16 protein-coding genes are annotated in these 17237 nt (G+C 47.5%); 8 read left to right on the forward strand and 8 right to left on the reverse strand.

Translation table 11 applies throughout. The features are described 5' to 3' along the window. The first annotated feature begins 7 nt into the window (after positions 1–7). Positions 8–547 (forward strand): glycosyl-4,4'-diaponeurosporenoate acyltransferase CrtO family protein, encoded by a 540-nt coding sequence (locus MKQ68_RS11160; RefSeq protein ID WP_264283365.1) that lies wholly within the window; start codon positions 8–10, stop codon positions 545–547. A 96-nt stretch (positions 548–643) separates the two neighbouring features. Here the strand turns inward: MKQ68_RS11160 and MKQ68_RS11165 are convergent, their stop codons facing one another. The 3 genes from MKQ68_RS11165 to MKQ68_RS11175 form a co-directional block, all read right to left on the reverse strand. Further along, positions 644–1069 carry a hypothetical protein gene (locus MKQ68_RS11165; RefSeq protein ID WP_264283366.1) on the reverse strand — a complete coding sequence of 142 codons (426 nt, stop codon included), beginning with the start codon at positions 1067–1069 and terminating at the stop codon, positions 644–646. 118 nt (positions 1070–1187) lie between these two features. Further along, on the reverse strand, positions 1188–1829 hold the full coding sequence (locus MKQ68_RS11170) for a response regulator (protein ID WP_244843153.1): 642 nt from the start codon (positions 1827–1829) through the stop codon (positions 1188–1190). Continuing rightward, positions 1819–3669, reverse strand: coding sequence for a tetratricopeptide repeat-containing sensor histidine kinase (locus MKQ68_RS11175; protein ID WP_264283367.1), 1851 nt, complete (start codon positions 3667–3669; stop codon positions 1819–1821). Before MKQ68_RS11175 ends, MKQ68_RS11170 begins: the two co-directional genes overlap by 11 nt. Positions 3670–3769: 100 nt before the next feature. On the opposite strand from MKQ68_RS11175, the gene MKQ68_RS11180 reads away from it, so the two are divergent. From MKQ68_RS11180 to MKQ68_RS11195, 4 genes are all read left to right on the forward strand, one after another. After that, on the forward strand, positions 3770–5299 hold the full coding sequence (locus tag MKQ68_RS11180) for a TlpA family protein disulfide reductase (RefSeq protein WP_264283368.1): 1530 nt from the start codon (positions 3770–3772) through the stop codon (positions 5297–5299). A gap of 372 nt (positions 5300–5671) precedes the next feature. Further along, positions 5672–6247 carry a hypothetical protein gene (locus MKQ68_RS11185; protein WP_264283369.1) on the forward strand — a complete coding sequence of 192 codons (576 nt, stop codon included), beginning with the start codon at positions 5672–5674 and terminating at the stop codon, positions 6245–6247. A 71-nt stretch (positions 6248–6318) separates the two neighbouring features. Next, the gene (locus MKQ68_RS11190) at positions 6319–6837 is read left to right on the forward strand and encodes a hypothetical protein (RefSeq protein ID WP_264283370.1); all 519 of its coding nucleotides are present in this window, start codon (positions 6319–6321) and stop codon (positions 6835–6837) included. A 144-nt stretch (positions 6838–6981) separates the two neighbouring features. Continuing rightward, the gene (locus tag MKQ68_RS11195) at positions 6982–8004 is read left to right on the forward strand and encodes an AraC family transcriptional regulator (RefSeq protein WP_244843161.1); all 1023 of its coding nucleotides are present in this window, start codon (positions 6982–6984) and stop codon (positions 8002–8004) included. A gap of 419 nt (positions 8005–8423) precedes the next feature. On the opposite strand, the gene MKQ68_RS11200 is transcribed toward MKQ68_RS11195, so the two are convergent. After that, positions 8424–9083: a hypothetical protein gene (locus MKQ68_RS11200; protein WP_264283371.1), complete on the reverse strand. Its 660-nt coding sequence runs from the start codon at positions 9081–9083 to the stop codon at positions 8424–8426. A 345-nt stretch (positions 9084–9428) separates the two neighbouring features. On the opposite strand from MKQ68_RS11200, the gene MKQ68_RS11205 reads away from it, so the two are divergent. Together MKQ68_RS11205 and MKQ68_RS11210 are read left to right on the forward strand one after the other, a co-directional pair. After that, on the forward strand, positions 9429–9980 hold the full coding sequence (locus tag MKQ68_RS11205) for a DUF6934 family protein (protein WP_244843163.1): 552 nt from the start codon (positions 9429–9431) through the stop codon (positions 9978–9980). A gap of 11 nt (positions 9981–9991) precedes the next feature. Then, positions 9992–10183, forward strand: a complete 192-nt coding sequence (locus MKQ68_RS11210) for a hypothetical protein (protein ID WP_264283372.1) — start codon at positions 9992–9994, stop codon at positions 10181–10183. A gap of 1068 nt (positions 10184–11251) precedes the next feature. Here the strand turns inward: MKQ68_RS11210 and MKQ68_RS11215 are convergent. Further along, on the reverse strand, positions 11252–12817 hold the full coding sequence (locus MKQ68_RS11215) for a hypothetical protein (RefSeq protein WP_264283373.1): 1566 nt from the start codon (positions 12815–12817) through the stop codon (positions 11252–11254). A gap of 817 nt (positions 12818–13634) precedes the next feature. Here MKQ68_RS11215 and MKQ68_RS11220 point away from each other — a divergent pair. Continuing rightward, the gene (locus MKQ68_RS11220; protein ID WP_244843168.1) at positions 13635–13775 is read left to right on the forward strand and encodes a hypothetical protein; all 141 of its coding nucleotides are present in this window, start codon (positions 13635–13637) and stop codon (positions 13773–13775) included. Positions 13776–13999: 224 nt separating this feature from the next. On the opposite strand, the gene MKQ68_RS11225 is transcribed toward MKQ68_RS11220, so the two are convergent. The 3 genes from MKQ68_RS11225 to MKQ68_RS11235 all read right to left on the reverse strand — a co-directional run bounded on the left by MKQ68_RS11225 (position 14000) and on the right by MKQ68_RS11235 (position 17174). Further along, the gene (locus MKQ68_RS11225) at positions 14000–14293 is read right to left on the reverse strand and encodes an Arm DNA-binding domain-containing protein (protein ID WP_264283374.1); all 294 of its coding nucleotides are present in this window, start codon (positions 14291–14293) and stop codon (positions 14000–14002) included. Between the two features lie 310 nt (positions 14294–14603). Further along, the gene (locus tag MKQ68_RS11230) at positions 14604–16115 is read right to left on the reverse strand and encodes a TlpA disulfide reductase family protein (protein WP_264283375.1); all 1512 of its coding nucleotides are present in this window, start codon (positions 16113–16115) and stop codon (positions 14604–14606) included. A gap of 6 nt (positions 16116–16121) precedes the next feature. After that, positions 16122–17174 (reverse strand): TlpA disulfide reductase family protein, encoded by a 1053-nt coding sequence (locus MKQ68_RS11235; protein WP_264283376.1) that lies wholly within the window; start codon positions 17172–17174, stop codon positions 16122–16124. Positions 17175–17237: the final 63 nt, after the last annotated feature.

The raw sequence follows: 17237 nt of genomic DNA on the forward strand, positions 1-17237 counted from the left end.
CGGACCCATGAAGAAGACATTCGCAGTAGTACTTATAACAATTGTTGTGGGAGCCCTTATCTACGCCATCACACTTTACATGCCGTTGAACGGTTTCGGGTTTGCGTGGTCGACCAACTTTTTGTTGATGATCGGCGCGTTTACTTTTACGGAAACATATAAAGTACAATTGGAGTCGCCTTATTTCGAAGAGAAAGACTGGGAGCGCCGCGGCAAACTATATACCTCACTCGGCATCAACTTCTACAGAAAGCTGCTGGTTTGGGTGGGATGGGAAAAAAACCGCAAAAAAACAGCACCGGTAAAAAAAGACTTAGATGCACTGACCCGCCTGCATTATCATACCAAACAAAGTGAGGTGGGGCACCTGGTGATCTTTATCATCGTACTGGGAATCACTGGTTATGTTTCGTTTGTGTTTGGCATTGTCGGAGCCATATGGCTCATCATCACTAACATCCTGCTGAACCTTTACCCGGTTTTCCTGCAACGGTATAACCGGCCGCGGATAGAGCGGGCGATGAAGTTGAGTCAGCTGAGAAAATAAGATAAAAGCCGCAGTAGTTGCGGCTTTTATTATTCAGACAGGATGAAGGCCGGCTATGCTATGTTGAAAATTCATCGCACTACTATTGGGTCAAAACTAGGCTACGGTAAAAAGGAAAGACGCAACGATCATCCACGCACCTACGATAATACCGAGAATACCCAGTTTACCTTGTTTGGGCGCTACCTTCCCGCGGATACGTGCTGCTTTTTCGCGGGCTTTTTCATTGCCGGACAGGAACAGTTTGTTGATGAGCGGGAAACCGAGTAAGAAGCCAAGACACGCTTCCACCAGGCTGCCTGCGGCGAGGGTCGTCCACCAGATAGGTGCCGAGGTAAGCCAGCCGAGGTTGAGTACGGCGGTTACCAGTCCCCAGATACCCCAGAAGCAGAACACGATGCCTATCCAGCCCTGGTAAGGTTCTACTTTTTCCAGTAATTCTTTTGCGTTAGGTTTCTTTGCCAAAATCAGGGAAGGCACGGCGATGATGCTCAGCAGGATTAGTGTTATTCCGTAAATCATAATGTTGCATTTTTGGTTTTAAGAAATGGTGTTTGTTTGTTATGCAACAAAGGTAGCCCGGTGAGATGCGGGCAACAACATCGTATCCAGTGAAAATCAGCCCCCTGTTTTCAGGGGGTTAGTTGAGCAGGCCCAGTTTTACGGCGTAACGGGTGAGCCCGGCCAGGTTGCGCACTTTTAGTTTAAGGATAAGCGTTTTACGGTAACTTTCGATCGTGTGTTTGCTGAGATACAGTTTGTCGGCGATTTCGGCCGTGGTGTATTCTTCGGCGATCAGTTTCAGGACATCCTTTTCGCGGGAAGTGAGCATTTCGAGCGTTTCCTTTTCCTTGTTGAACACACGCTTCATATATTCTTGCTTGATCGCTTCGGAGAAGTACTTCCCTCCTTTCAGGATCACCCGGATGGCCTCCAGCAGTTCGGTGGAGTCGGCGTTTTTAGAGAGGAAGCCGTCTACATTATTCTGAATAAGCGCATCAATCATGTTCGTATCGGTATGCATACTTACGACCAGCGTGCTGATTTCCGGGCGTTTTTCCTTGATGTGATGATTGAGACTGATGCCATCCATGTCTGGCATACTGATGTCCGTAATCACCAGGTCCACCTGCTCCTCCGGGTGCTGATCGAGGTAATTCACGATCAGCTGGCCATTGTGAGCGTAGTACAATACATGTAAATCCTTTTCCTGCGCGATGAGCCGCGTGAGTCCGTCGAGGAACAGCTGGTGATCGTCTGCAAGGATAATATTATGCTTCATGTAACGGTATTTCAATGTCAATGACGGTGCCTTTGGAGGGGAAGGAATCAATGGTAAATACCCCATCGAACAACTTCAGCCGCTCCCGTATCTGCTGGAAGCCGAGACCATGCTTCGCCGCTTCCGGGGAGAAGCCACGGCCATTGTCTTCGAACAGCAGCTTGAGCAAGCCATCCAGTTTCGTGAGTTGTATTTCCACCTTCGAGGCCTGGCTATGTTTCTGGGCATTCGTGATCAGTTCCTGGATGATCTTGTAGATCTCCACCTTCAGCGATGCGCCGAGGCGGTCGATATCTTCATCCGGATAAGCATGGAACGTGATCACCGCGCTACCCGGCACATTGAACTGGCGGATGTAGCCCGAGATCAGGTCTGCAAAACCCGTGTTCGTAAACTTTTGCGGCACCAGGTCGTGCGACAGATCGCGCACCAGGTGGTACGTATCGTCTACCTGGCGGATGAGCGCCTCCAGCCCCGTCTGACTCGCCAGTTGCAACTTGATCGCCGCGAGGTTACCGCCGATACTATCATGCAGTTCGCCGGCGATCCGTTTACGCTCCTTTTCCTGACCGTTTACGGAAGCCTTCAGCAGTTCGAGTTCCTTATCCTTCAGCAGCGCTGCTACCTTCTGCCGGTTCATTTCCTCCATTGTCGCATTCAGCTTACTTTGCGCCTGCAGCTTCTGGTAGTACACATACAGCAATGCGATTACCGGCAGCAGGATCACCAGGAAGCCGATCAGCAGGCTGTACTGGACCGTTCGCTGGTGATCCAGCTCATTCTGCTTGTTCAGTATCTCTTTCTCCTTTTGGGCCGTCTGGTATTTTATTTCGAGCTCGTTGATTTCCCTTTTGTTCTGGCGGCTGATTAGCTGTTGTGAGATGCCCATGTATTGCGTCATGAGCGCGTAGGCGTTCTCGTAGTCGCCCATGGCAGCGTGCAGGTTGCGCAGGCTGTTCAGCACCCTCAGCTGCGCCTCCAGGTTGTTCCATTGAATCGCATTCGCATACACCATGGGGAGCAGTGCCATTGCGTCCTGGTATTGCTTCCGGGCAACCAGCAGATCGCCCAGGCGCTGACCGGCATCGATGTACAGGTCGAAGAACTGCAGATTTTGTGCGCTGTCCTTCACCGAGCTGTAAATAACATATGCCTCGTCCGACTGCTGGTTTAACTCCGCGATGATCCCTAACGTAAGGTTCGCCTGTAAGGCACTTTTTGCGTGGCCTTGCTGCCGGAAATAAGCCAATGCCTGTTCCGTATACTGCTTCGCCTGGGGCAAGTCCTTTTGTTCGAGATAGATGATGCCCAGCCGCTCGTACACCTGGTGTTTCACGCCCTCCTCCGGGTTCTTGTTCAATAGTTCCTGGCAGGCGGAAATGGCTTTGTTGTATTCCTTACGGGCGGCATACACGTTCGCGATGCCGAGTTGATAACCTGTTTGATCATTTGCCAGGGGAACACCTTGCAGGTAATACCTGAGTGCTTCGTCGTACAGGCCTTCCTGCCTGTAGGCGTCGGCGAGCGTGAGGTAGAGCCTTGCCTGGTGCGTACGTTTACCTGGCATATCGCTGCGATCCAGGTCTGCCAGCAATTGCCGTGTGTAAAAGATGACAGAATCCGTCGTGCCGTGGTCCGTATGAAAAGTGAGCAGGTTTTGTACAGACGTTACCTTCGTGCGAATATCGGTGGCCCCGGCGATATGCCGTAACAGGGAGTCCGGCGTTTTAACAGGCACCTCTCCATAGCCCGTGAAACCATTTTGCGCTGTACTGAGGCTCGATATGGCCAGCAGTGCTGCGAAGAGCAAGGTCCTTTTTATGGTTACTTCCGTGATCATTTCGTTCAGACGTGGAAGATAGTACGAATTTCGTTAGCGGCATGGAGTTTACAGATCAAAAGTGTATATTGATGCATTCCACGAATCAATCTGAGAAAGTATGCTGATGAAGTTAACCTGCGCCCTTGCGCTGTTCCTGTTGCCGATGTTCGTTTGCGCACAATCCGAGTTGCTGCCGAAATTTACGACCAATGCCCCGTCTGACCTGCCCGTCATGCAAGCCGGTACCGTTACCGTGAGCGGCCGGATCACCCTGCCTCCCGGCTTGAAACGCGACAGCATCTGGGTACAGGTAACCGTTCCGCAGCCTTTTACCGGCGAAAACAAACGATACAGAACACTTGTTGGCACTGACGGCCGTTTCTCCGTAAAAGTGAATACCGAGACCAACCGGAGCATTTGTGCCATCAAGACCGACATCAATGAAATGCATACCGTTACCACCTTTTTGACAAACGGCCGTGCAAGCACCGTAGCCATCAACTACAACGAAGACGGCGATATCGATAAGATGAAAACCAACGATGCCGGCGGCCTCACCGAAAACGATCTCGTACACGGCGTCAACAAATTCTCAGCGTTATCCGCCCATAAATCCAATAAACCCAGGCCGACCTTGTACGACAAACCGTTCAGTGACTTCTTCGATCATACCAATAAAGTGTTGCGGGACAGATGGGGCGTACTGAACCAGTCTACACTTTTATCCAACAAAATGAAAGTGATGACCTTCCGCGATTTCGCCCTGCGCATTTACCAGGTGCACCTGTTTGACTACGAACGGGAAATGATCCTGAATTACATGAACACCCACCAGCAGCAGATGCCGGATAGTGCGATGATCAGGAAGCCCGATCGTGCATACTTTTCGTTCCTGAAAAACCTGAACCTGAACAATCCCCTCAATCTGTACACCTATGCCCTACCCGACCTTAACCAGGAGATATTACGCAACCCCATCCTCAACATCCCACGCGTCCAGGACACTCCTATCGATGAGTGGACCAACAATACAAAAGCCATCCTGGCCCCGTTAGTGGGCTTCGACAAAGGCATGTACTACGACATGCTGGTAGGCAACGCCTACGCGATGCAGTTCGAGCTGGAAGTTCAACCGCTATCGGAGAAACAGATCGCCAACATCAAAAAACACTTCAAAGGCAACGACCTGGAAAAGATGCTCCTGCGCAGGAACCAGGAGATCATTGACGCTGCCCGCTTCAAAGAAAACCTGGTCGTTAATGAGACCCCGGCCGTTCCTGTCGAAAAGTTAATGGATGCCATTGTTGCCCGGTACAAGGGAAAGACCGTCGTGATTGACTTGTGGGCGACGTGGTGTATACCTTGTCATGACGCGATCAACGAGTCGCGCGAACTGAGAGCACGGCTGAAAGATGTGGTGTTTGTATACGTTACCGGCCCATCGTCGCCAAAGAAGCTTTGGCAAAGCCAGGTACAGGGGATTGGCGGGGAGCATTATTACATCACGAAGGACGAGATGGATTATGTGTACAGGCATTTTAAGTTGGGTGGATTGCCGAGTTATTTGGTGTATGGTAGGGACGGAGGGTTTAGGGAGATGGTGTTGGGGTGGCCGGGGAATGGGGAGATGGAGGGGAAGTTAAAATAGAGGGAAGCCACCATTGCCCCAAACGAAGCCCGGGCTACTTAAGGGCAATACAAATGGCCTCCCTTTCTATATTTTGAAAAGACACCTTACCGCTTTTTAAACCAATATGTCAAAGAACTAACACAGGATGCCCGGGGTAGCGAAATGGCCTTTTGCCTATGCTACCTTTTTTATGAGCATTCTGCTCCAGCACCTCCCTTCACGCCATCTTACGACGGTAAACCTGGTGGTAACTGGAAAATTGTATGCAAAGATCGGGGTGAAGTGGGCGGATCATCGTATCATTTTATGGCAAAAAAGAGTCGATTTATGGCAAAGTTGAAGTGATACAATTCTGTGGGAATTTTATATCTTGGCACATAACAACGACCTATGAATTTTACAGAACAACAAGTGAATGAATTTAATGCAGGGTATGAGCTGGCTTGCAGAAAGATGAAGGGACTTTCATTAATGGAAGAATATAGACCACGCAGCATGAATTTCCTGGAACGGATCAGGGCAAAAGGTGCTATTAAAGCGTTTCAGAAAGCCTTGCAAATTTATCCTGACCACTGGCAAAGCTTGTTTTTCTTGGGGAAAATTTATCAGCGAATGAAAGATCACGAAAAGTCGCTTTACTATTTTGAATCTGCATTGCGCGTGGAACAGGACAATCACAATATTCCACAAGAAGCGGCACTGGCAGCGATGCATTTGAATCAAATCGAAAAAGCGATTATGTATTCCGCAGAATCCGTAAAACGTAAACCGGGTGATCCTGCCTTGATGGGTAACCACGCTATGAACCTCTTGATCGCCGGGCAGGATCATGAAGCACTTGGGACCATTAATGCCGCTCTGGCCATAAACGGAACCGACAGCATCAACTTACGGATTTATCAAAAAATTTCGGGCGTGATTGCCGGAAGCGAAGACCGACCTACTTTTTCAGCATCAATCCTATAGGACCATTTGTCACAGAGAAATTGCAGGCGCTAGCGCGGGTTTCCTCTGATTTGTTCAAACGAACCGATATTATGCCTAACCTGATCAACATTTACGTCCCAGTGGAGACCTTCCTCCGCGATATACATCCGCTGATACAAAACAGTGGTATGCGCCTGTATATGGAAACTCTCCAACAGGAAACATGGAACATTGTCGAAATTAAAAACCACGATGCCTTGGAAAACGAAATAAACGAACATTACTACGCTCTTTATTTCTCGTCCGAACCTTTCGTGAAGAAGCAGCACGGGAGCTTTTTCGACGAAACTTTTTGTATTCATGCGATAGAGCTGCGTGGCGGCAGATCTGATGCAGCAGCAATTGAAAATTTGAGTCTCAGGATCATTTCCAAGACGCCGGACAAGGGGGTAAAGTCCTTCATGAACAAGCTGAGCAAGCATCTGAAGGATAACCAGGCGTACGGCATGGGCGTAGAGCCGGCGACGAGTACCTACCACAGCAAGGTTTTCTACCACAAACAAGCCATCAAAGGGAAAACGCTTTGGGTCGATTTTAAACGTAAAGTGGTTCCAACAACCGTAATATAAACATGCAGGAGTGGTAGTATATCAGTTTAGGTAAATGCCGATTGTTAATTTTTTGGTGGATTCTTTCCGCTTCACTAATTTTAGCAACACCCCCAGCAACCATTAGAAGTCCGGGCAACTTTTCCATAACCCGAAACCACTACTATGATTTTTGAGTTTTCCGCTGCCCCGGAAGCAGTGACATCCACGACCATTCACCCTGAACCGCACGACTTTCCCCAAATGATTATCCGTAACGCGGTAAGTGAAAGCCGGCAAGCCACCAATCGCCTCCTGCAGCAACAGGAAAACGCTATTTACAGCACCATCACCAAACACCATTTTCAGCTACAAAACGAGGCCCATCTATGCATGCGCAGCACCTCGCCGCTCATCAACCTGTTTTATACCATAAAGGGAAAAGCCGCGGCGTACCATGAACAATTGGGCAACATCAACCTGGACGAGGGACAATATTTCCTGTATTACCTCCCTGCCGGTGAGCATCCCATCCAGTTAACCGCTTGCGATTGTATTACTATGAAAGTGGAAGTTGATATGAAGATGCTGGCTACTTTGAAAGATCAGCATGTCTATCTTGAGCAATTCCATCAACATGCACAAAATTCGCCGCTGATCGGGTGGCGCCTGCCCCGCATGGAAACCTGTAAAGAAGGCCAGAAGCTGCTGGGCAACATCACTAGCAGCAAATTGGAAAATGGCCGACGCGCCATGTTTATGCATAGAAGCGTATCGATGCTATTGGCCTTGTATATCGATGACCTCTCGCGCAATGAGGAGGAAGCAGCGCCACGTTACATTTACAGCGAAGAGGAAGTGAACAGGCTGAAAGAAATGGCCGAGGTGCTAGGTACCGATGAGTACCGAAAACTCAAAATAGAACAGGTGGTGCGTAGGTTCGGCTTCTCCCACAACAAGGCAGTGCAGGGCATCAAGTGGCTATTTAAGAAGAGTCTCCGTACGTTAAAAAATGAGAGAATCGCGAAAGAGATAGCAAGAAGGCTCATAGAGTCAGAGGCCAGTATAGAACAGATTATTGACGATATGGAACTAGGCGAGCCATCGAATACCAGGAGAATGTTCCGGAAGATTTTTGGTCAGACACCATCTGCTTTTCGGAGGGATCATCGCCGGGAGCAGGCTAGTAAGCCAGGTGACGTCATTTAGTTTGCGAAACGCTCCTGAAGTCTTAAATACCCCAAACCTTTCTTGTTGACTAATGCGTTAGCCAGATTTTTATTAATTTGGTGACAAGAATTGGACAGGTGTCGTTCCAAGATTGAATAAATCCGGTAAAAGGATTTTTGTAAGTTGAACCCATTTATAAAAGTGATACACTCCCTTTCATTCCCGAAGGGATAAAATATTCGAACCAAATGAATTATTCGCCAACAAGATTAGCGCTATTTTCCGCTTGTACGTTTACCCTCGTTGCGCTGGCACTGGACATTATAGCATCGGCTGAGCTCACGTCAAAAATGATTTTCAAGTGGATGCTAGCGGGCGTTTTACTCGGAATATCAATGTATTATTTCTATAAACGTCATTAAAGACGCGTCGGTTGAAACGCCAGAAACTTACAATATTCATAGACGGAGATTGAGCATATGGAAATCAAAAAAGTCCGTTGCGTCATAAGCATGGTGGCCCGCTACGGCCTTTTCGGCCGTTTTGATACCTGTAGCAGGCGGGTAAACCACACTCTCCCCTTCTATCACCAGTTCCTTTACCGCTTCATTGCCGGGCAAATCCCTGGCGGACACCAATATCCGGCATCCATCCAGTTGCTCTTTGCAGGGTACATATAACCAAGTGCCATCCTTTTCCTGCACCGCTTTTCCGCCTTCTACCAGCTGCCCCTTGCCATTGTAAATTTTGACCGTCACACCAGCTACTTTAAAATTATCCGTCGCCATCACCATAATTCCCTGATCGCCTACCTCCACGGCGTGAATAACAGGCGCCTGCAGGAAATCGGCGATCGCCAGGTTATGCACGTTTAAGGCATCATAAAGCCCGGCTTTATAAACCGCATGCAATGCCGCTGACTTACGCACCTTGGCCGACCAGGCTGCTCCCTCCTTGAACTGCGCCTTCGTACGTTCTTGTCCGTCAGTCCCCCTGCCAGGCCGTTTACGCGGAGCCTTGGCTATAATCAGCCGGCCGTAGCGCACGTACATAACTACCTGGTTGCCAAACTTGCCGCGGGCACCGGTGGATATTGCGTTGAAGGATTCCTGTATCATGGTGTTTGCATTTTTTTACAAATATCGGGGCGTGAAACGCGTTTTGCCGTATCATTTTATGGCAAAAAAGAGTCAAATTATGGCAAAATTACCCGTCGGATGGTTCAGTGAGGGTTGGGTGTGGGTTGGGTGATGGTGGGGCTAGGGGGATAATTCCAATACATCTCGATAAGATACATTGCTTTTAATTTCACCAGACAAACCGAAGTTGCTAAATTCGCCGTCTCCATTTTAGCACTAGCACGCCAGGAAACGTTATGCCCAATCCTGCGCAGACTCATCTCATCTTTTTGTTAATAGTAAAAACTATGCGTCAGCCTAAGCAGCCTTTGACGCACCCAATCCATGATTACGATCGATTTAAACAACACTTATCAGCTGACCGCCAACATCATCAATCCCAAAATAAGTACTGCAGAATTCCTTGCGCCACAACTTACCGGATGTGATGTGCTTATGCGCCTTACTATCATTCCATATCCTGACCCGTATTTGCCGCGCGTTTACAATCTTTCGATGGGCCCACCTATAGGACGCGATAAGGTTGATGATCGTGTAAGACTAAAACATCGCGACTCAAGTTGCGTTTTTTCGACTGCTATTTTATTCGCGTTATCATTCCTAACAGACTATCCTGATTCGCTCATCGGCCTCGATGGCTCGGATGATCTACGAGCGATACTTTACCACAGCATGTTCGTTTCAAACAGAACTACTATGAATAAGTTTTTCACTTCCATTGGGGTAGACTGGTATGTAAAACTATTGCAGAATCGCTCCGATGTGGAACGTGATCAGTTAGGCCAGGCGTTATTTAAACCAAAGACTGAATCATTTGATTATCAAAGAGATAGGAGCGAACTTTATACATATTATTTATTATCATTAAAAAATTAGTAAATTTGGATATGGACGCACAAATACAAGCCAAAATTGACGAGATCAAGCGGCAATCTGAGCGATGCAAAGCAGAGGGCAGGTTTCCTACCAGTCCAACTTTTACGCCGAAGAAGGATAGCTTATCCATGGCTATTCGTACTAAAAAAGATGCGGATATCTTTATGGCAGAGATAGATGCCATCAGGAAGAAAAAGAATTAGTATTATTCAATATTGATAGAAAGGGCTGCAGGTTTGCGGCCTTTTTGTTTACAGGTAGTTTAAGTGACCTACGTAGTTATTACCCAAGCAACAGTTATGTTAAACACTCGATAATAAGGTCGTTAGTCAAAGAGAACGCCGCACAAACGCGAACGCATATGGTGCGGTTTAAGAAATATTGTTTCGGTTTGAGGTTCTAAAACTTAACACTGATAAGCATTTCGCCGAGAAAAGGATTCAGTAACTTAAAAAAGTTACTGTATCCTTTTATGTATCACTACAGATTGATACGATAAGGATTAACTTAATGTGCTAAAAGCAGAAAGCCGCATAAATCCTACGATTTATACGGCTTTAAGTGCGTTTGAATTTGTTCTGTGATCCCGCTGGGATCCGAACACTCCCAGCTGCACACATCGAAAAGGCCTATTTAATCTTTGTGTAGACTTTCTCATACACCCTTATTTTAAACTGCTTTATATGCTCCGCGCTTTATAAACGCATGCCGCAAATATAAAACTCGGTGATCAAATCGTAACAAAACGGGCTTAAATAATTTGTCCACAGCTACTTATAACCAAATCAGAAGCTAATGTATGTCATTTACTACAAGATAGATAGGTTTGACTGGTAGACCGCCCATCCGGCCCCTTCAAACTACAAATAAAAACCTCACAAAATTCAGATTATGCAAAATTTCAACCGTCCTCAACTGGCAACGATTGAGGACCTGGAGAGCTTTAAAAAGGAACTCCTAACAGAAATAAGAAATCTCACCCAAACACTCTCGCGTTCAATGGCAGGAAGAAAATACCTTAAATCATACGAAGTACGGGAACTGCTGGGTATCTCGTCTGGTACACTATAAAATCTGCGGATAAATGGTTCATTAGCTTACATTAAGCCAGGTAGTATTATTCTTTATGAAAGTGCTGATATCCAGGAATACTTGGAAAATAAGAAGAAGAGAAAAGGCTTGACCGACCGATGACGCTGCCAGCAATAGCAGCGTAGACTTCGTATTGTTAGATAAAAATAGAATGTTTCATAATTTTGTAATCAGTTATATTAACTATCAGGCGGATAAAGTCCAAATCTATGCATATATTCGCTGCCCTTCAAATGTCGCGCCATCCCCTCCTCCAGTCGTTGATTTCTGTAACTCTCGTCCTCGATACTGAATGCTTCTGTAACCATTAAAATACCTATTCGACTGTCAAGCAGCACAAACTCAGAATCCATTTCGAGAGCAGCTTCTAAGGCCTGAATTACTTCCGGAATTCTTTCGATGTATATTGCATCACTCTTCAAATCCCCTTTGGGTAAATATTTAGCCACGTCACCTATTATCAGAAACTTACCTGGGGCGGCGCAAAATTCGGAACTGAACACCTCTTCTATATACGTGTTGACATCATCACTTTCAGCGTCACGTATAACAAATTTCAAAATTTCAGAAAAAATGGATGTGTTACTGTATTCAATTGAACTATTCAGTTCCGCAGCTTTCTCATGGTACCACTCAGGCCCCTCTGTTTCTCCGAGTTCACCATCAAGCTCATCAAGAATTTCAGGTGTTTGGGCAGATAACTGTGCGCCATACCGTCTGTTGAATGCATCTCTAAACTGCATGTAATCTGCATACGGAAAATAAGGATTTAGTGCTATTGCCACGAAAATGTGCTTGAGCCCTGCAAGATACTGTTTCTGATTTATCAACAAAAGACCTCTATAGCGATTAAATTGGCACGCGAATCCATTCTTGATTTCTAAAAAAGAAGAATTTAAATTAGCACCAATCAAATGCTCAAGGTCAATGACGGCTCGCTTAAAATCCTTTTCACTATCATCGTTCACCCTGTGTGCCAAGGCAAAATCTCCCGCCTGCAAAATAACATCCAAAACAGACTGCCCAGCGATAGCAAAAAACAATCTTGAAACAGCATCAACGTAGCGATCTGCAGGTACATTCGCAGGCAAAATAATACCGAATGCGCTACAAAATCGTCGTTTAAATTCATCCCCACCAATGAAATTCCTAACTAACAATAAATCAAAGTCTATTTTTCCAGATGCCGTATCTTTCTGCGGCATAAGCAGCATTGAAACATTCGCTTTAGCTGCCTGTTTAGCCAGGTTTAGTTTCAAACTTGACAGTGAATGTCCGAGGTAGTAGATGCGCGGCTTACTGACTATTATAACCCTAACCTTACCAGACTTAAAAGGTTCCACGAGAGACTGCAGGCGCCCAATTATGTCCTTTAGACCTTCGCTTACTCGTTGAGTGTCGAAATTTGTGTCGAAATAATCCTTGTCAGATATTGTCAAAAACTCTAAAACGCCAACGGTCCACGCCCCACTATTTGAGACAATCTTTTCTGACGATCTGGAGAGCATCCACATAGAAGGTATACTAGACAAAATAATTATCATGCTTACTTTCATCCACGAAAACGGCTTAGCGATATCCAATACACCCAACCGCTGAGATGAAAGTATTAAAAAGGCTAACACGAATACAAAAACCGTTATTACCCATCTCTTATTCTCTTGAGCTTTCAACCAAAAACCAACAATAGCTCCAAGCCATTTTAGCACCCTAGTCGGGATAAATATCTTAAACCAATCATTCATTTATTAAAAACTTTTGAGGCATTAACGAATTTAAGTGATAAACATACTAATTCACAAATTACAAAAAGCCATAACATTATTAAAAATGCCATAAAGCAGCTTTAAATAATGGGCCTATATCCCGTCTTGCATGAGTGTAGTTGGTTAGAGAATAGCAACTAAACATACTTAAAACCCGACGTAAACCTGGAGTAGTAGATTAATTATCGATAGACAATCTCACATCCTGTTCATTAACCCCTGTGAATTGACAAAACTCCGCAATTGAAACAAACTGTCCCTTATTCTTTCCAAGAACTTTACGAATTCTCTGTAAAAGCAAACGTGCGGTTCTTTCTGATCTTCCGGTTACTATCTGGACGTCGGACACATAAATTGCAAGGCGAAAGCTGCTTTTTTTGTTTGAAATCGGCATCGATATTTTTTCAGTTAAAAATGCCGGCGTAGTTTGGCGTGGTAATACAAAATACGACATCGTGCACGAATGGAAAAGCCTAACGGAGCGGGCTGTGTGAAGTGCTCCTATTTGTTACGAAATTCTTTTAATTGGCAAGACAAAAAGGGTTAATACCCTTAGATGGTACCATTGGTAATATTACCTTCTACAAATCGACAGCCGGATATCTGGCACGCGAAAAGGGCGGTGTTGACGCCGCCCGATTTGCTACCGATCCTGCGTTGAGCGTACCCGTGAGAATGGCGCTGAGTTTGGCAAAGCCGGTAAAGCCGGCAAATTGCTGCGCACCTCTTTCCGTGCGTTGCTCATGAATACTGGCGACAGTTACATGACCGCCCGCCTTACCGCCCGGTTCACAAGGTGATTAAGGCTGACGCCACCAGCGTACGTGGAAAACGTAACGTAATTGATGGAGAAGCGGAACTGTTACAGGGATTCGAGTTCAACATCAACGGTACGTTGCAGGGAACGTTCTTCGGACCGGGTTACAGGCGCTGTTGACGTAAGCTTTCCTCCGTTTATTCCGATCAATATGATCGCAGCTCCTACTGTAAATTAACGGCAGCTGGTGCTGAAATCGACTTTGAGGTGGAAACGTTCGTGAACGGTGTAACCAGGTCTGCGGACATGCCGCTCGACGCTTTGCAGACTGCGGCCATGAACCTGACGGTTCAACTTCCGGCCAACAGTCCTCACCCGCTTTTCCTGGCGTTTGGGATTGAGTTTTACCAGAAGGTGAACGGAGCGTCGTCGCCCTCATCTTTGAGCCGGTTGTAGTGATACAGGATATCCGTCCGCGTTTTCGCAATGGCTTTGTTGATTTCAATTACTTCGGGGAAGCTGCCGTTAATGATGCCGGACTTTTTGCAAAACTTGGCTGGGTTAACCTGGTAGCCGAGGGAAACGTCATCCCGCTCTCCCCTAATGACAAGCCGCAACATAATAGTACGCTTGCCATTTGTTTCACTTTTAGACTTTCGTAACCGGAAAGAAATTGATAACTCTTGACTTACTTTCATCGCCAATGATGTTTGAAGTGGTTAAGAAATTGGTTCGTTTTGGTTCAATTTTCTCTTTCCTTAAACTCAATACCATTAAGCGTTTCCGAGGAAAAAGGTGACACCTAAAGTAGAATTTTTAGATGTCACCTTTTTTGCCACCTTTTACATTCATTTTAGATAGTAAACCTTTGTAGTGTAAAAAGCAGAAAAGCCGCACAGACATTACATTCTGTACGGCTTTTTAATTATTTGTTTTCTCGGTTGTGATTCCGCCGGGATCCGAACACCTTAACTTCACAGAATCCTCTCTTCCAAACTCACAAACCCTCTACCTCGCCAACAACTCCCCAATCATCAACTCCAACGTCCTATGATTATGCTCGTCCGTCCTGAAATTCGAAAACACAATCCTCCCCTCCTTATCGATCAAATAATTCGTCGGCGCCCCCATGGCCTTCAGATTCCCACGCTTCTCCGGCTCATCACGCACCGGGGTAAATGAATATCCACTCTGCTTCATAAACGGCGCAACATACGGATCCTGCTCATGGGCGATATTAATCCCAACATACGCCAACTGGTCTTTATTAAATTTACGCACCACAGCCTCGAAGTGCGGGAACTCTCCACGGCACGGGCCGCAACCAGGGAACCAGTAGGTAACCAGTACCACTTTGCCTTTCAGATCGGCCAGCGAGGTTTTGCCGGAGGTCAGATAGTTGTCGAGTGAAAACGAAGTGGCCGGCTGGGCTTTGGACTGGCGTTGTTGCCACACTTCCTGCTGAATGGCGGCATTGTCTTTACCAAGTTTACCGCCGTAGGTGGTTACCAAAGCGTAGATCTCGTCGGTGGGATCAACTGCATAGTTGAGGAGCAAACTGTCGTAAGCAGCCTTCACATTGCCGGCAGCGGCGTTGGCGGCGGCTTTGTCTTTCAACAACACGGTAGCAGCATTGCCGAAACGCTGCTTAGGAGCGGTATTGAACTTCTGGACAGCTTCCTCATACTTACCAGCAGCCGCTAACGCGCGACCGGCTAAAATGACATCGGCAATCTCTTTGTTTTGCAGCCATGACTTATCGGTGCGCAGGGAGTCGTTATTGAGCATATCGTCGGCGAGTGCTTTGGCTTTGGTCAGGTCGCGGGTGAGCAGGTAGTTGTAGTAATTGCTCATGGAGCCGGAGGTCCAGTTGGATTTTCCGGGGTCGTATTTCTGGCGGGCCAGCTCCCATACCTGTATTTTAACGGCGGGGTTCAGCGAGCGTTGGGCCAGCCAGTAGAGGGCCTGGGCGCCGCGTTCGGTGCCGGGGTAGCGGTCGGGCATGGACAGCATCAGGTCGTGGTGTTTGGCGGAGTCCACGTCCTCAAAGGAGCTGGCGTAATAGAACGCATGGTCCGGGCTCTTGGGATCGGCCTGGGTGGCCTTTCTCAGGTACTCGCGGCCACCGGCGAAGTCACCCCAGCGCTCGGCGTCGGTCCATAACATCTGGTAGGCTTTACCGTTTTTAGGATCAAGTTTTACGACTTTCTCCAAATAGGGTTTGGCGGTGGGCAGCTCTTTTTGGTACAAGGCTTCTGCGTAGGCAAAGGGGATGACAACCGATTTGGGATTGGCCTTGATCCATGCATCGTATTGCTGTTGCAGTTCTTTGCTCTCGGCACCCACGGCGAAGATGTAGTCTTTGTGGGCCTGGGCATCCTTAAAATCTTTTTCTACGGCTTTTTTAAGGGCGGCAATTTCTGCGGGTGTGGCTTCGGGCTTTGGTGAACGTGGGCCCTGGGCGTATGCGCTGATTTGTAAGATGCAGGCGGCTGCCAGCATGGTGATGATTTTCTGCATGGTTAGTTATTTTATGATGTCTGCTAATGTTTTTTTTAACTCCTCTCCTCTCAGTTTGGCGGCTACGATACGGCCATCGGGGGAGATCAGAAAGTTATCGGGAATGGCCTGTACGCCATACAGCCTGGCGATTGGCTCCTGCTGGGCTTTCAGCTCGGAGATGTGTTGCCAGTTGAGGCCATCTTTGGCAATGGCATCCACCCACTTTTGGCGATCGTGGTCGAGGGAAACGCTGATCACGGTAAAGCCTTTGTCTTTGTATTGCTGGTAGGCTGCCACTACGTAAGGATTCTCGGCGCGGCAAGGCACGCACCAGCTGGCCCAAAAATCGAGCAGCACGTATTTGCCTTTGAGGGTGTTCATGTTCACGGCCTTTCCGTCGAGGTCTACGGCATCAAATGCTGGGGCCTGTTTGCCTACGCGTACTTTTTCCAGGGCTGCCAGCCGGTCGTTGATTTGCCGGCCAATATCGGTGCGTTGCAGGTCGGGCGACAAAGCGGCGTAGAGGGCCAGCGAGGTGTCCAGGGGCACGCGGGATTGTAACACCCACAGGTGCATGAGGCTCACCATGCTGTTGGGGTGCTGGCGGATGACGGTATGTTTATCTGCCCAAATCTGGTTAAACAAGGCCTCGGCTTCGGCGGTTTTGCCTTCGTCACGCAGGGTTTTAAGGGTGGCGTATTGTTGTTTCTCCTTCAGCCGGCCCTCTGTTTGCAGGGTGTTGTTAGGCGTTCCGGCAGCGAGGATGTAGTCAATGCTGTCGATGTGGCCCTTCAGCGTGACGGTACCAGGTTCGAGGTACATGTTGAAGGATTTGCGGGAACGCAGGCTTGTCGGTACCAGTAAAGCTTGCGATACGCCGGTTGTTTTTCCTTTGAACCGGAATTTCCCGTCTGTTGCACGGGTGCGCAGGGTGTCGGCGGGGCCGTTACCTTTACGCACGAGGATATAAATGCTGTCGTTCTTCAGGCCCTGGAGCTGGCCGCTTACCTGGTAAGACTGTGCATACAAGGATGAACATAACAGTGTCGCCGCCAGGATGCAGATCAATTGTTTCATAAACGGTTTGAATATAGCCGCGGTGATGGCGTCACCACCGCGACTGGGTTAATATGATCCCTT

The organism is Chitinophaga horti, assembly GCF_022867795.2.
In the GTDB taxonomy this organism is placed as follows: Bacteria; Bacteroidota; Bacteroidia; order Chitinophagales; family Chitinophagaceae; genus Chitinophaga; species Chitinophaga horti.